Source organism: Nonomuraea soli (assembly GCF_013761175.1).
GTDB lineage: Bacteria > Actinomycetota > Actinomycetes > Streptosporangiales > Streptosporangiaceae > Nonomuraea > Nonomuraea soli.
Window position 1 is genome coordinate 653518 of sequence record NZ_JACDUR010000003.1, and the last position, 13433, is coordinate 666950.

The 13433-nt window shown below is 68.5% G+C and carries 16 protein-coding genes; 8 read left to right on the plus strand and 8 right to left on the minus strand.

Annotation, left to right across the window (positions count from 1 at the left end):
• Window positions 1-8 precede the first annotated feature (8 nt).
• The gene (locus HNR30_RS15960) at window positions 9-929 is read left to right on the plus strand and encodes an SMP-30/gluconolactonase/LRE family protein (protein ID WP_181610628.1); all 921 of its coding nucleotides are present in this window, start codon (window positions 9-11) and stop codon (window positions 927-929) included.
• On the opposite strand, the gene HNR30_RS15965 is transcribed toward HNR30_RS15960, so the two are convergent.
• Window positions 892-1623: an ABC transporter permease gene (locus tag HNR30_RS15965; RefSeq protein WP_181610629.1), complete on the minus strand. Its 732-nt coding sequence runs from the start codon at window positions 1621-1623 to the stop codon at window positions 892-894. The genes HNR30_RS15960 and HNR30_RS15965 overlap by 38 nt on opposite strands.
• Window positions 1620-2510, minus strand: a complete 891-nt coding sequence (locus HNR30_RS15970; RefSeq protein WP_181610630.1) for an ABC transporter ATP-binding protein — start codon at window positions 2508-2510, stop codon at window positions 1620-1622. Before HNR30_RS15970 ends, HNR30_RS15965 begins: the two co-directional genes overlap by 4 nt.
• A 110-nt stretch (window positions 2511-2620) precedes the next feature.
• Here HNR30_RS15970 and HNR30_RS15975 point away from each other — a divergent pair, with 110 nt between their 5' ends.
• The 3 genes from HNR30_RS15975 to dnaN all read left to right on the plus strand — a co-directional run bounded on the left by HNR30_RS15975 (window position 2621) and on the right by dnaN (window position 5873).
• A complete protein-coding gene (locus HNR30_RS15975) occupies window positions 2621-4027 on the plus strand; it encodes a sensor histidine kinase (protein WP_181610631.1) in 1407 nt (468 codons plus the stop codon).
• Complete coding sequence (locus HNR30_RS15980; RefSeq protein ID WP_181610632.1) at window positions 4021-4683, plus strand: response regulator; 663 nt, start codon at window positions 4021-4023, stop codon at window positions 4681-4683. The genes HNR30_RS15975 and HNR30_RS15980 overlap by 7 nt, the downstream gene beginning before the upstream one ends.
• A gap of 92 nt (window positions 4684-4775) precedes the next feature.
• Window positions 4776-5873 carry a DNA polymerase III subunit beta gene (gene dnaN / locus HNR30_RS15985; protein WP_181610633.1) on the plus strand — a complete coding sequence of 366 codons (1098 nt, stop codon included), beginning with the start codon at window positions 4776-4778 and terminating at the stop codon, window positions 5871-5873.
• A gap of 10 nt (window positions 5874-5883) precedes the next feature.
• Here dnaN and HNR30_RS15990 read toward each other — a convergent pair whose 3' ends face one another.
• Window positions 5884-6336: a MarR family winged helix-turn-helix transcriptional regulator gene (locus HNR30_RS15990; RefSeq protein WP_220133597.1), complete on the minus strand. Its 453-nt coding sequence runs from the start codon at window positions 6334-6336 to the stop codon at window positions 5884-5886.
• A gap of 51 nt (window positions 6337-6387) precedes the next feature.
• Here HNR30_RS15990 and HNR30_RS15995 point away from each other — a divergent pair, with 51 nt between their 5' ends.
• From HNR30_RS15995 to HNR30_RS16005, 3 genes are all read left to right on the plus strand, one after another.
• Entirely contained in the window at window positions 6388-6666 is a 279-nt protein-coding gene (locus tag HNR30_RS15995; RefSeq protein ID WP_181610634.1) for an ABM domain-containing protein, read from the plus strand.
• Window positions 6663-7481, plus strand: a complete 819-nt coding sequence (locus HNR30_RS16000) for an SDR family oxidoreductase (protein ID WP_181610635.1) — start codon at window positions 6663-6665, stop codon at window positions 7479-7481. Before HNR30_RS15995 ends, HNR30_RS16000 begins: the two co-directional genes overlap by 4 nt.
• Window positions 7482-7692: 211 nt before the next feature.
• Window positions 7693-8799 (plus strand): alanine--tRNA ligase-related protein, encoded by a 1107-nt coding sequence (locus HNR30_RS16005; RefSeq protein WP_181610636.1) that lies wholly within the window; start codon window positions 7693-7695, stop codon window positions 8797-8799.
• Window positions 8800-8837: 38 nt separating this feature from the next.
• Here HNR30_RS16005 and HNR30_RS16010 read toward each other — a convergent pair whose 3' ends face one another.
• The 5 genes from HNR30_RS16010 to upp form a co-directional block, all read right to left on the minus strand.
• Window positions 8838-9515 carry a FadR/GntR family transcriptional regulator gene (locus HNR30_RS16010; protein WP_181610637.1) on the minus strand — a complete coding sequence of 226 codons (678 nt, stop codon included), beginning with the start codon at window positions 9513-9515 and terminating at the stop codon, window positions 8838-8840.
• Window positions 9516-9605: 90 nt separating this feature from the next.
• Window positions 9606-10940 carry a helix-turn-helix domain-containing protein gene (locus HNR30_RS16015; RefSeq protein ID WP_181610638.1) on the minus strand — a complete coding sequence of 445 codons (1335 nt, stop codon included), beginning with the start codon at window positions 10938-10940 and terminating at the stop codon, window positions 9606-9608.
• Window positions 10941-11027: 87 nt separating this feature from the next.
• Window positions 11028-11558, minus strand: coding sequence for a PH domain-containing protein (locus tag HNR30_RS16020; RefSeq protein WP_181610639.1), 531 nt, complete (start codon window positions 11556-11558; stop codon window positions 11028-11030).
• Window positions 11559-11812: 254 nt separating this feature from the next.
• On the minus strand, window positions 11813-12037 hold the full coding sequence (locus tag HNR30_RS16025) for a hypothetical protein (RefSeq protein WP_181610640.1): 225 nt from the start codon (window positions 12035-12037) through the stop codon (window positions 11813-11815).
• Between the two features lie 114 nt (window positions 12038-12151).
• Window positions 12152-12790: a uracil phosphoribosyltransferase gene (upp, locus tag HNR30_RS16030; protein ID WP_181610641.1), complete on the minus strand. Its 639-nt coding sequence runs from the start codon at window positions 12788-12790 to the stop codon at window positions 12152-12154.
• A gap of 124 nt (window positions 12791-12914) precedes the next feature.
• On the opposite strand from upp, the gene HNR30_RS16035 reads away from it, so the two are divergent.
• Window positions 12915-13421, plus strand: coding sequence for a tRNA adenosine deaminase-associated protein (locus HNR30_RS16035; protein ID WP_181610642.1), 507 nt, complete (start codon window positions 12915-12917; stop codon window positions 13419-13421).
• The last annotated feature ends 12 nt before the right edge of the window (window positions 13422-13433 follow it).

The following is a 13433-nucleotide window of genomic DNA, read 5'->3' on the forward strand; positions in this document are numbered from 1 at the left end:
TTACCAGAATGGAGACCATCACCGCCCGCTTCGAGCTGCTCGACCCGCGTTTCGAGGGAGTGGGCGGCGACGAGCGTATGGAGCGCATCGCCACGGGCTGCCGATGGGCCGAGGGCCCGACCTACGTTCCCGCGGGCCGCTACCTGGTGTGGAGCGACATCCCCAACGACCGCATGCTGCGCTGGGACGAGATGACCGGTCACGTCGGCCTGTTCAGGAGCCCTGCCGGCTACACCAACGGTCACACGCTCGACCGCCAGGGCAGGCTGGTCTCCTGCGAGCAGGGCAACCGCCGGCTGAGCCGTACGGAGCACGACGGCTCCATCACGGTCCTGGCCGACCGCTGGGAGGGCAAGCGGCTCAACAGCCCCAACGACGTGGTGGTCAGGTCCGACGGCTCCATCTGGTTCACCGACCCCCGCTACGGCATCACCAGCGACTACGAGGGCAACCGGGCCGAGAGCGAGATCGGCAACGACCAGGTCTACCGGCTCGACCCGGCGACCGGGGTGGTCACCGCCGTGGCCGACGACTTCGTCCGCCCCAACGGCCTGGCCTTCTCGGCCGACGAGTCGCTGCTCTACGTGGTCGACACCCGGCGCAAGCACCTGCGGGTCTTCGAGGTTCACGGCGACCGCCTCGAGAACGGCCGGGTGCTCGCGGAGTGCACGGCCGGCAGCTTCGACGGGATCAGGCTCGACGACGCCGGCCGGATCTGGGCCGCCACCCACGAGGGGGTGCACTGCTTCGATCCGGACGGCACGCTCATCGGCAAGCTCCACATCCCGGAGAAGGTCTCCAACCTGGTCTTCGGCGGACTCAAGCGCAACTGGCTGTTCATCACGGCCTCGACCTCCGTCTACTCGATCATGACCAACGTGCGCGGGGTGGTCACTGCCAGCGGAACAGGCGGACGGCCAGGGCGCTGAAGAGCGCCAGTCCGACGACGATCACGGCGAGGCTGCCGAGCGAGGGAGCCTCGCCGGCCCAGGTGTCACGCATGGCCTGCACGATCGGGCCCCCGACCGAATAGTCGCTGATCGTGCGCAGCACAGGCGGCATGGTCTCGCGCGGGATCCACATGCCCGCGAAGAACAACATCGGGAACATGATCACGTTGCCGATCAGCGGCGCCGACTTGGCGTTCGGCGCGAGGGCGGCGATCAGCAGCCCGATCGACATCAGCGCGGCGGTACCGAGCAGGAAGACCGGGACGAACGCCCAGTGCGAGGGGATCGGCGAGCCGTGTACCAGCCGCGCGCCGAGGATGAGGACCACCGCCGCGATCACCGCCATGCCCAGGTTGATGATCAGCTGGACCGACAACATCGAGGCGGGGCTGACCGGAGTGGTCGACATGCGCCGCAGCACACCCTGGTGGCGGTAGGTCGCCAGGACGGCCGGCAGCACGGTGAGCGCGACCGTGGTCAGCGCCAGCAACAACATGGTGGCGGGCAACTGGGTGTCGACGAACCGTTCCCCGCCCAGGTCGGGGTTGGGCTTCCCGAGATCGGGGATGTTGCCGATCACGATCAGCAGCAGCAGCGGCAGGGCGATGATGAACAACATCGACCAGGAGTCGCGCAGGTGCAGCTTGGTCTCCACGGCGAGGATCTTCTTCATGCCAGCTTCCTTCCGGTGAGCGCGAGGAACGCGTCGTCGAGGGTGGCCTGCTCGATGCGCAGGTCGGTGGGGATGACGCCTTCGGCGGCCAGGGCGAGCGTCACGGCGTGCGGCAGGTTGCCGGTGCCGGTGACCACGACCTGCTCGCCGGACCTGGAGACCTCGGTGACCTCGGGCAGGGCCCGCAGGATCTCCTCGGAGAAGGGCCCGCTCGGGCGGAAACGCAGCCGCTGCTCGTCGTCGACCATCGCGACGAGCCCGGACGGGGTGTCGGTGGCGACGACGCGGCCCGCGTCGATGAGGGCCAGGCGGTCGCACAGCCGCTCGGCCTCCTCCATGAAGTGCGTGACCAGCACGATCGTCACACCGTCATTGCGCACCTGCTCGATCAGCTCCCAGGTGTCGCGGCGCGCCTGCGGGTCGAGTCCGGTGGTCAGCTCGTCGAGCACGGCGATGCGCGGGCCGCCGACCAGCGCCAGGGCGATCGACAGCCGCTGCTTCTGGCCGCCGGACAACTTGCCGAAGTAGGTGTCGCGCTTCTCGGTCAGGCCGACGCGCTCCAGCAGGTCGCCCGAGGTGCGGCCGTAGAAGGAGGCGTAGAGGTCGAGTGCCTCCCACACCTTCAGCTTCTCCGGCAGCTCCGCGCTCTGGAGCTGGACTCCCATGATGCGCTTGAGCGAGTCGCGGTCGTCGGCTCCGGCGATCTTGATCGTGCCGCGGTCGGGCTCGCGCAGCCCCGACAGGCACTCGACCGTGGTGGTCTTGCCGGCGCCGTTGGGGCCGAGGATGCCGAAGATCTCGCCTTCGGCCACGGAGAAGCTGACGTCGTCGACGGCTACGTGCGTGCCGTACCGCTTGTGAAGGTTCGTGACCTCGATGACTTTCATGCTGTAGACGCTAGAAATCCCGGCGGCCGCGCAGAATCCGCTTGGGTGCACAGCAGGGGTGTACCTAGGTGCAATGGTCAGGAGGTCACACGATCGCCGACACTGGGACCATGGTGCGAAGGATCGCGATGTTGCTCGGGATGACGGTCGTGCAGGTGGCGGTCTTCCTGCTGACGATCCCTGTCCTGGTGCTGTCGTTCGGGCTCGGACTGGTGCCGCTCTTCCCTCCGCACATGCGCCTGATCAGGAGGCTGGCCGACACGACCAGGAGGTCCGTGGGGATCGCCTCGCCGTACCTCCCGCCGCCCCCGCCGCCCAGGCCGGGGCCCGACGGGATGTACCGGTCGGACAGGACCCTGTACAAGACCCCGCGCATCCCCGCGTGGAACGACCGCTGGAAGTGGCTGTTCAGCGACCCGGCGACCTGGCGTGACGCGATCTGGCTGCTGCTGGACCCGCTGGTCAAGGTGCTGCTCCTGCCGGTGTTCCTGCTGATGCCGCGGCGCGGGCTGCGGGTCTACACCGCCTGGGCGGCCATGCTGCTCGCCTCGACGGCCGCCAGGCAGCTGGAGGGCCAGGTGGAGCACCTGACCCAGATCCGCAGCATGGCCGTCGACAACCAGGCGGCCGAGATGCGCCGGATCGAGCGGGACCTGCACGACGGCGCCCAGGCCCGGCTGGTCGCGCTCGGCATGACGCTGGGGGCGGTCGAGGAGCTCGTCGAGAAGGACCCGGGCGCGGCCAAGGCGCTGCTGCGCAAGGCGCGCGAGGTCTCCTCCGACGCGCTGACCGAGCTGCGCCAGGTGGTGCGGGGCATCCACCCGCCGGTGCTGGCCGAGCGCGGGCTCGAGGACGCCGTCAGGGCGATGGCCATGGACAGCCCGCTGCGGGTCAAGGTCGACGCCGACCTGCCGCACCGGGCGGAGTCGCCGGTCGAGGCGGCCGTCTACTTCGCCATCAGCGAGCTGCTCTCGAACGCCGCGCGGCACGGCGGCGCGACCGAGGCGCTGATCGACATCAGCCACGTGGGCCGCGACCTGCGGGTGACCGTCGCCGACAACGGCCTGGGCGGGGCCGACCCGTCGAAGGGCAGCGGGCTGTACGGCATCGAGCGGCGCCTGTCGGTCTTCGACGGCGTGGTCGCCCTGCACAGCCCGCCCGGCGGCCCCACGACCGTCACCCTGCACGTTCCCAAGGTGCTGCCGGAGCACTGGGCCGGCGACTCCAAGATGCCGCGATGGAAGACGGCCGCCGTGATCCTGCTCTGGGGCACCGCCTGGTGCCCGCTGTTCCCGCAGGGAATCGTCGCCGCCATCATGCTCATCCTGGGCAAGCAGGACTTCTCCTGGTTTCTGGTCACCTACCTCCCGCCGGGCTGGCAGTGGCCGACGTGTATCTTCCTGATCATGCTGGGCACGCTCATGTACGTCTTGGCCATCCTGCTGCCGCTCCAGCACTCCAAGGAGGCCCGGCTGGCCGGGATGACCCCGCGAGGGCTGGGGCTGGGCGGATGCTGAACAGGGTTCTGATCGCCGAGGACCTCTACCTGCTGCGCGACGGCCTGGTGCACCTGCTCCAGGCGCACGGCTTCACCGTGGTCGCCGCCGTCGAGAGCGGTCCCGAGTTGTTGAAGGCGCTGATCGAGCTCAAGCCCGACGTCTCGATCGTCGACGTACGGCTCCCGCCGACCTTCACCGACGAGGGGCTCCAGGCCTCGCTGGAGGCCCGCAGGCAGATCCCCGGGCTGCCGATCCTCATCCTCTCCCAGCACGTCGAGCAGCTGTACGCCCAGGAGCTCCTGGCCGACGGCACCGGCGCCATCGGCTACCTGCTCAAGGACCGGGTCTTCAACTCCGACCAGTTCGTCGACGCGGTCAGGCGGGTGGCGGCCGGCGGCACGGCGATGGACCCCGAGGTGATCGCCAAGCTGCTCGCGAGCAACGTGCGGCACGAGCCGCTCGGGCGGCTGACGCCGCGGGAGCGCGAGGTGCTGGAGGCGATGGCGGAGGGGCGCTCGAACGCGGCGATCTCGCAGCGGTTGTTCCTGAGCGAGAGCGCGGTGGCCAAGCACACGGCCTCGATTTTCGCCAAGCTCGACCTGTCGCCTTCCGATGACGACAACCGGCGGGTTCTGGCCGTTCTGGCCTACCTCAACGCGGCCAAGGGCGGCTGAGGGCGCACCCTGATCCGGGGCTGATGGCCCGTTCTGTCGGTGGGGGCAGATACTTTTACCCCATAGACCCGCGGGACGAAGGGGTGTTTAGGGTGAAATTTCGGGTGAACCGCGATGTGCTGGCCGAGGCCGTGGCTTGGGCAGCACGGGTGTTGCCCAGCAGGCCGGCCGCTCCTGTCCTGTCCGGGCTCCTCCTGGAGGCCGGCGAAGACCTCACCCTGTCCGCCTTCGACTACGACGTCTCCGCCCAGGCCACGATCGAGGCCGACGTGTCGGAGCCGGGCAGCGTGCTGATCCCCGGCCGGCTGCTGGCCGAGATCACCAGGGCGCTCCCCGGCGAGCAGGTCGAGCTCGTCACCGAGGGCGCCGAAGCGATCCTGACCTGCGGCAGCGCGGAGTTCGCCCTGGTCACGATGCCGGTCGAAGACTTCCCGACCATGCCCAAGATGCCCCCGGTCATCGGCGCCATCGGCGGCGGCGTGTTCGCCTCCGCGGTCGGTCAGGTGGCCCCTGCCGCCAGCCGCGACGACACCCTGCCCATGTTGACCGGCATCCGCGTCGACATCGAGGGCGAGCAGGTCGCGATGGCCGCGACCGACCGTTACCGCATCGCCGCGCGCGACTTCACCTGGCGTCCGGCCCAGCTCGACACCAACGTGTCGGCGATGATTCCGGCGCGGGTGCTCGTCGAGGTGGCCAAGTCGTTGCGCGGCGGCGAGGTGGCCATCGCGATGGGCGGCGGCGTGGCCGGCTTCGAGAGCGTGGGGCGCAGCACCACCGTGCGCCTGCTCGACGAGCAGTTCATCGACTACCGCGCGCGGCTCACCAACGACTGGTCGATCAAGGCCGACATGCGGGTGCAGCCGTTCATCGACGCCATCAAGCGGGTGGCGCTGGTGGCCGAGCGCAACACCGCGATCCGGCTGACCTTCACCGAGGGTCAGGTCAAGATCCAGGCCGGGGGAGGAGAGCTGGGCCGCGGAGTCGAGGTGCTCGACTGCGAGCTGCGCGGCGAGCCGCTGCAGATCGGGTTCCAGTCGCACTTCCTGCTCGACGGACTGGCCGGTGTCGACTCGGAGTACGCCCGGCTCAACATGGACTCGCCGACCCGCCCCGCGCTGATCACCGACGTGCCCGGCGACGCCGAGCCCGCCTTCCGCTACCTGGTCATGTCGCTGCGCCTGGGGTGATGCCGGAAGGTCACCCGGGCGCGCCGGGGCTGATCTCCGAGATCTTCTTCAGCGTCGCCTTGAAGGCGGCGAACTCCTCCTCGCCCACCGCTTCGGCGTAGCGCCGCTCGATCGCGGCCATCACCTCGTCGGAGCGGTGCATTCTTTCCAGGCCCCGGTCCGTCGGCACCACCAGCTTGGCGCGCCGGTCGCTGGGATCCGGCTGCCGCTCGACGAAGCCCATCTCCACGAGCTCGTCGACCAGGGTGCCGATGACCTGCTTGTGCTGCCCCGAGAGGCTCGCCAGGTCGGTCGCCCTGCTGCCCTCCTCGTCGAGGTAGGCCAGCACCGCTCCGTGCTTGGGCTGCGGCCCCGTCTTGCCCAGGCCCAGGTCCCGCATCATGGCGCGCTGCACCCTGAACAACGCCCTGGCCACGAGGATGCCCAGATCGGGGTCGGTCTGCTTGCGTTCGCTGCGCTTCAAAATTAGTCACCAATCTTGACAGTCACTAATGCTGACTATATCTTCTCATGCATGAGCACGGTTGAACTCACCCGGTTCCGCGCCGCCGACGCGGATGCCCTGCTGGCCGCCCGGCCGGCGATGGTGGCCGACTTCCTGGCCGATCGCGCGGGCTTCATCGGCGCCCGCCTGGTACGCCTGCCCGGCGGCGAGTGGCTGGACATCGTGGAGTGGCGCAACGAGGCGGACTTCGCCGCCTCGCGCTCCAAGGGCGCCAACCTGCCCGGGATCAAGACCTTTTTCGACGCCATCGACTCGCTTGTGTCATCTGAGACTGGAGAACTGTCATGACCATTCTGATCACCGGAGCCACCGGAAACGTCTCTTCCGCCCTGCTGCGCGCCCTGCCTTCCACAGAGAATGTACGAGTCCTGGTGCGTGATCCCGCAAAGGCGCCGCAGGGCGTCGAGGTGTTCGTGGGCGATCTGGACCACCCCGAGACGCTGACGGAGGCCTTCGCCGGGGTCGACACCCTGTGGCTGCTGACCGCGATGGGACCGCAGGCGCCCCATGCTTCCGGCAATGCCGTGTGGGCCGCCCGCCAGGCAGGGGTGAAGCACATCGTCCGGTTGTCCGCCATCGGCGCCTCGCACGACGCCCCCACCCGCAACGGCCGCCTGCACGCCCTGTCGGACCTCGAACTCCAGGCCTCCGGCATCCCGTGGACCATCATCAGGCCCGCGTTCTTCATGCAGAACCTCTTCGGCTCCGTCAACGGCGGCACCCTGTACGGCGGGCTCGGCGAAGGCCGGGTCGGCTTCATCGACATCCGCGACATCGCCGAGTTCGGCGCCCGCATCCTGACCGACCCCGCACCCCACGCCGGGAAGGTCTACACCCTGACGGGACCCGAGAGCATCTCCCTGCACGAGGCCGCGGCCGCGGCAGGGGCGCGCTACCAGCAGGTCCCCGAGGAGGCGGTGCTCCAGGCGATGCTCGACGCCGGCTTCCCCGAGTGGGACGCCAAGGTCTCGGTGGAGTACGGCAGGGCGTACGCGCGTAACTGGGGCGACTACACGACGGGTGACTTCACCGAGGTGGTCGGCAGGAGGGCACGCACCTTCTCCGACTTCGCCGACGACCATGCCGCCCAGCTGCGCCCCTGAGAAAACCGGGCGAAGTCCGCAAGGGGTCTTTGCTACCGTCGAGCCCATGGAGGTCCACCAGCGCACTCTGGCCGCAGCCGCACGAGCTACCCGCTCGTCGGTTGCCGCCGCCTGACCTCCCCACCAACACCGGCGACCGGAAACGGCCGCCGGTTTCTGCTTTCCTGCGCAGGTCCTTTCCGGTCCCTCCATGAACGGAAGGGCCCCACCCATGAACGTCGACCAGACCGTCTCCACCTTCATCGACTTCTTCGTCGAGCGAGGCCATCGCCGCATCACCGGCAGCTCTCTCATCCCGCCACCCGGCGACCCGGTGCTTTTCACGACCTCGGGCATGCACCCGCTCATCCCCTACCTGGAGGGCCGCCCGCACCCGCTCGGCAGCCGCCTGGTCAACCTGCAGCGCTGCCTGCGCACCACCGACCTCGAGGAGGTGGGCGATCCCACCCATCTGACCGTCTTCGAGATGCTGGGCTCCTGGTCGCTGGGCGACTACGACCACCAGCAGAGCCTGCGATGGGGGTACGAGCTGCTCCGCGACGGCTTCGGCATTCCGCGCGACCGGCTGCACGTCACGGTCTTCGGCGGCGACGGTCAGGTCGGCCAGGACACGCCCTCGCTGGAGACGTGGAGCGAGCTGGGCGTGCCGGTGGAGCTGACCGGCGACGACAACTGGTGGTCCAACGGCCCGACGGGCCCGTGCGGCCCCGACTCGGAGATCTTCGTGTGGACCGGGGAAGGGCCGCCTCAGGGCACGCCCACCGGCGACGAGCGGTGGGTGGAGGTGTGGAACCACGTGCTGATGAGCTACCGCCGCCACGAGGACGGCAGCCTGGAGCCGCTGCCCCAGCGCAACATCGACACCGGTATGGGGCTGGAGAGGATCCTCACGGTCCTGCAGGGCAAGGACTCCGTCTTCGGCATCGACGTGTTCGAGCCGTGGACGCGCGGCGTCTCGCAGTTGTGGGAGCTCGACCGGGACTCGCACCGGGTCGTCGTCGACCACCTGCGATCGAGCACGATGATCGTGGACGACGGGGTGACGCCCTCGTCCACAGGGCGGGGGTACGTGTTGCGCCGCCTCGTCCGCAGGGTGCTGACGACGTTGTGGCGTGACGACTCCACGCGCACCCTGTCGGACCTGCCCACGCCCCTGCGCAGGGACGTGCTCCTGGAGGAGGAGCAACGGTTCGTCGGCCTGCTGGAACGCGGCAGGAAGGTGCGCTCACGCTTCGGGGAGCGGCTGACGGAGGAGGACTACGACTATCTCCACCAGACCCACGGACTGCCGAGGGAACTGGTGGATCTGCTCTCGTAAACGGCGGGCGGGGCCGGCCCGCCCGCCGTACGAGAAGCTCATTCCTGGTCGGTCAGCGCGATCAGGATGTGTTCCATGCACGCGTGGCCGGCGCGCTCCGCGGCGGTCGCGTCGCCGGCGGCGATGGCGCGGGCGATGGCGTCGTGCGGGATGTAGCTCTTGTTCAGCGACGTTCCCGCGGCCGTGATGCTGGCGCGCAGGGCCGCGGAGAAGTCTTCGTACAGGTCGATGAGGACGAGGTTGTGCGTCGCGTGCACGACCGCCATGTGGAAGGCGAGGTCGGCCTCGACGAACTCCTCGGCCGTCCCTGACTCCCAGGCGCGGTCACGGGCCGACAGCGCGGCCTCGATGCGCACGATGTCGTCGTCGTTGCGACGGGTGGCCGCCAGACGCGCGGACTCGACCTCCAGCGCGCGGCGCACCTCGAGGATCTCGAGCTGCTCGGCCTGGCGGAGCCGCCGGAGCATGGCTCCGGACAGCTCGCTGGTCGCCCGGACGTAGGTGCCGTCGCCCTGCCTGCACTCGAGCAGCCCCGCGTGCGTCAACGCGCGGACGGCCTCGCGCACGGTGTTGCGTCCGACACCGAGCTGTTCAGCCAGGACAGTCTCGGTGGGGATCTTGCGGTTCATCGCCCACGAACCAGAGGTGATCTGCTCTTTGAGCTGGTCGATCACCTGGTCGACGAGCGAAGCCCGCTGCGCCGTACGCAGACTCACAGTCCGCCTCCTCCGGGGAAACCAGTCATCCTATGAGTCAATGACTGGTAGACCCTAATTATTCCAGGGCCCAAAAGACAAATCCGGAGGTCAGCGGCTGATAGAAGCCTCGATCGTCACTCCCGCCATGGCGGAGCGCACCCCGGCAGCCTCGAGCGCTCTACGATACGCCGCCGTCTGGTCTGCTCGAGCACCCGCCTTGCCGAACAGGTCACCCAGCTCCCGCCACGCGCGAGCCGCCTGCCTGTCGGAGCCGAAGACCGGTCCGTCGAGCGCGGCGAGCAGGTCGCGAGCCGCACGCAGCGGAGCCGAGGCGTCGGCGCCGAGGTCGAGAGCCACCTGGGCGAGCACGAGCTGCGCCTGGGCGGGCAACGTGCCGGGAGCGCCGTCGAGGAGTGCCAGCCCGGCCGTGGCGAGCTCGCCCGCCTTGACCGAGTCGCCGGCCCGCATCCGCACGCGCGCGTGGACGACCTTGGTCTGGCCGAGCTCGACGCGGGTGGCGGTGAAGACGGAGAACACCTTCGCGGCGGCGGTGACGTGCTGCTCGGCCTCCTCGACCGGGCAGGTCTCCAGCTGCGCGAAGTGCATCGCGGCGCGGGCCAGCTGCAGCGCCAGACGGGCCGGGCGGCCCGCGGCGATGGCGTCGTCGGCCAGCCGTACGGCAAGCGCCGAGTCCTCGCCCGAGGCGGCCGACTTGCTGGCCTCCCAGAGGGTGCGAATCTCAGCGGAACGGTCCACAACCTCAGGGACGCCACTGACCGTGAGCACCCGTCTGACGAACGCGAGCTCGCTCTCGCCGCCGGAGGGCAGCTCGATCAGCGTCGCCGCCAGGTCGACGGCGAGCTCGCCCTGGTCGATGGAGAGCCTGGCCATCTGCTCCAGCGCGGCCAGTCCGAGGTCGCGGGCGCGCAGCCGGTCGCCCGCACGCTGGTAGCAGCGGCTCAGCGCGACGGTCAGCGGCAGGTCGGCCAGTCGTTCGGGGTGTGCGGCGGCTTCGGTGCGCAGTCGCTCCATGGCCTCGACGGCCTGGCCGAGCCGGCCCTGCTCCTCGAGCGCGCGAGCGCGGCCCAGGCGGGCCTGGGAGGCGAGCATGGCGTTCTCTTCGCCGACCGCCTTGACGATCTCGGAGAACCGTTCGGCGGCGGACACCGGGTCGCCGTGACGGAGCTCGAGCTCCGCATGTCGCAGACCCAGTTCGGTGTCGATGCGCTGGCGCGGCTCGATCCCGTGCAGCAAGAACTCGGTCGTGCAGCCGAGGCGTTCGGCCAGCAGCCGCGCGACGACCGGGGTCGGGGTGCGCTTGCCCGACTCGATGAGTGAGACATAACTGTCCGACAGGTCGGGTCCGGCCAGCTGGGCCTGAGACATCCGCCTGTTCAGCCGCAGTCCGCGGACGCGGTCACCGATGGTTCCCTGACTCGGCATCTCATCTCTCAGGGCGGGGAAGGGTCAACAACACGCAATGATTGCATGAAGTGGCCGAATGGGGTATCCCCAGCTGAGAAAAGCCGATTAATCGTCACCCTTGTCGTCACTCGGGAATAGCATCGCGCAGACCTCGAGATAGAGGGTTTCGGGGTACGGGATGTACTCCACGGTCGACAGGGCCTGATCCTGGCCCGCCGACTCGAGGATGAACTCGCCGTAGCCCAGCATGCGGCCCATGAGGGAGCGCTGGAAGCTCATGTCGGTGACCTTGGTCAGCGGCATCATCGCGACTTTACGGGTGATGAGCCCCGTAGTGAGCAAGATGCGCTTTGAGGTCACGACGAAGTAGTCAACCGACCATTCGGCGACCTTCCAGACAAACCGGATCAAGAGCAGCAGCCAGAGCCACCAGACGACCACCAGAGCCGTGCCGTTGTCACCACCGCCGAAGAACCTGCTGAGGAGCCCGGCGATGATCAGGCCGCCGAAGACCTCGGCGACCGGACGCAACAGCACGGCTGGGTGGCGCCGTACCATGATGTGCTGTGTTTCGTGGGGGAGTAGGTAGCGGTTGACCGACGACGGGGCAGCGTCCCCGTGGGTCACAAGTCTCATGCGATGCTGGTCACAAATTGCGCGAGAGAGTCGGCCGCGTTGAACACTGTGTCGAGAGCGCCCCTGACGGCATCTGCCGCATCAGCGGGCCTCGCGAAGAGGAAGTAGGCGACAAACGCCACGCCTCCCCAGATGAGCCACTTTTTGACCTGCACTGTCGCCTCCGTGCCCACTTACCCACTACACCCGCCGAATACATTACCCACGCAGGTGGCGGGGTAAAGCGTAACTTCGCCGGTAAGTCTCGATCTTCTTTAACCGCGTTCGCTCGCGACCAGCGCGAGGACGTGAAGGTGCTTGCGCGCGATGCGTTCCACGAGGCCGGGATGGGCATAGCCGGTGACCTCAAGCGCGCCGTAGTGCGCCGCCTCGACACACCGGGTGACCGTGGAGGCGGAGTGAACGCCTGCGAACTCGTCGCGCAGCGCTGACTCGACCTCCACATACGGACTCGTATCCGCTTCGATTCGCTCGCTCATCGTGATTCCTTAGATCCGCGTCGGTGACGCGGAAGAGATGCCTTCGTTACTCTAAGTACCCACACAACCACAGCATGTAACGAGCAAGCGAGCCAGTTGAAGGAAAAGGACTACTTAGACAACGCCATAGAGACGGTCTCCGGCGTCCCCAAGACCGGGAACGATGTAACCGTTCTCGTTCAGCCTCTCGTCGAGCGCGGCGGTGACGACCCTGATCGGCTTGCCGGAGTTGGCGAACTCCTTGTCCATGAACGCCAGGCCCTCGGGGGCGGCGAGCAGGCAGAGCGCCGTCACGTCGACCGCACCCCGGTCGAACAGGAAGTGGATGGCCGCCGCGAGGGTGCCGCCCGTGGCGAGCATCGGGTCGAGCACGTAGCACTGCCGGCCGGACAGGTCGTCGGGCAGGCGCGTGGCGTAGGTCTCGGCCTGGAGGGTCTCCTCGTTGCGGATCATGCCCAGGAAGCCCACCTCGGCGGTGGGCAGCAGCCGGGTCATGCCGTCGAGCATGCCCAGGCCCGCGCGAAGGATCGGCACCACGAGCGGCTTGGGCGTCGCCAGCCGTACGCCGTGCGCCTCGGCCACCGGAGACTGGACGGTCACCTCGGTCACCCTGACGTCGCGTGTGGCCTCGTAGGCCAGCAGGGTCACCAGCTCATCCGCCAGGCGGCGGAAGGTGGGCGAGTCGGTGTTGACGTCGCGCAGGGTGGTCAGCTTGTGGGCCACGAGCGGGTGATCGACGACAAGGGTCTCCATAAGGGACAACGCTATCGTCTGGGGGAGGGACCGGCACGTCCGGTACCTGGTTTTGATCACAATTTGGCAGGAGCGGCCCACGTCGGGTGGTCGATTCTGAAACCATTCGCACAGGGGGTGGGCAATGACCGACGAGGATGCGCTCGACTTCGCCATCGTGATTTACCGCGAGGACGAGTGCTGGGATGCCGAACTACTTCCGGTGGCGCTCACCTCCGATCTCCACGGGCTCGTCCACGCCCTGAGACAGCAGCCCAGCGAGAGCGGCACGATCGGGCTGATCGCCGTGGGCGACGAGTTCTTCGTGGCGCTGCGCGTGCTGGGTGACCGGGTCGACGTGTTCCTGTCTGACATCGCCGCCGCGCTCGACTTCCCGCTGGCCCAGCAGGTGCTGGAATATCTCGACGTTCCGATCCCCGACGAGGACGAGCTCGACGAGATCCTCGACGAGGACACCGTGCTCCCGGCGGGAGACCTCTCGATCTTCGTCGACCTCGGGTTGGACGAGATGGAGCTGGGCATCCTCTCCGGTGACATTGACCTTCATCCCGAGGACGTGCTGTCCAGCATCGCCGCTCGGCTGGGTTTCTCCGAGCCCTTCGAGCGGGCGATCGACTCCGTCTTCGGCTGAACCGGGAGCTCG

What these genes read in the sequence shown, in the direction of transcription:
- HNR30_RS15960 (WP_181610628.1), top strand. Translation starts at nt 9, where the DNA reads ATGGAGACCATCACCGCCCGCTTCGAGCTGCTCGACCCGCGTTTCGAG.
- HNR30_RS15965 (WP_181610629.1), bottom strand. Translation starts at nt 1,623, where the DNA reads ATGAAGAAGATCCTCGCCGTGGAGACCAAGCTGCACCTGCGCGACTCC.
- HNR30_RS15970 (WP_181610630.1), bottom strand. Translation starts at nt 2,510, where the DNA reads ATGAAAGTCATCGAGGTCACGAACCTTCACAAGCGGTACGGCACGCAC.
- HNR30_RS15975 (WP_181610631.1), top strand. Translation starts at nt 2,621, where the DNA reads ATGGTGCGAAGGATCGCGATGTTGCTCGGGATGACGGTCGTGCAGGTG.
- HNR30_RS15980 (WP_181610632.1), top strand. Translation starts at nt 4,021, where the DNA reads ATGCTGAACAGGGTTCTGATCGCCGAGGACCTCTACCTGCTGCGCGAC.
- HNR30_RS15995 (WP_181610634.1), top strand. Translation starts at nt 6,388, where the DNA reads ATGAGCACGGTTGAACTCACCCGGTTCCGCGCCGCCGACGCGGATGCC.
- HNR30_RS16000 (WP_181610635.1), top strand. Translation starts at nt 6,663, where the DNA reads ATGACCATTCTGATCACCGGAGCCACCGGAAACGTCTCTTCCGCCCTG.
- HNR30_RS16005 (WP_181610636.1), top strand. Translation starts at nt 7,693, where the DNA reads ATGAACGTCGACCAGACCGTCTCCACCTTCATCGACTTCTTCGTCGAG.
- HNR30_RS16015 (WP_181610638.1), bottom strand. Translation starts at nt 10,940, where the DNA reads ATGCCGAGTCAGGGAACCATCGGTGACCGCGTCCGCGGACTGCGGCTG.
- HNR30_RS16020 (WP_181610639.1), bottom strand. Translation starts at nt 11,558, where the DNA reads ATGAGACTTGTGACCCACGGGGACGCTGCCCCGTCGTCGGTCAACCGC.
- HNR30_RS16025 (WP_181610640.1), bottom strand. Translation starts at nt 12,037, where the DNA reads ATGAGCGAGCGAATCGAAGCGGATACGAGTCCGTATGTGGAGGTCGAG.
- upp (WP_181610641.1), bottom strand. Translation starts at nt 12,790, where the DNA reads ATGGAGACCCTTGTCGTCGATCACCCGCTCGTGGCCCACAAGCTGACC.
- HNR30_RS16035 (WP_181610642.1), top strand. Translation starts at nt 12,915, where the DNA reads ATGACCGACGAGGATGCGCTCGACTTCGCCATCGTGATTTACCGCGAG.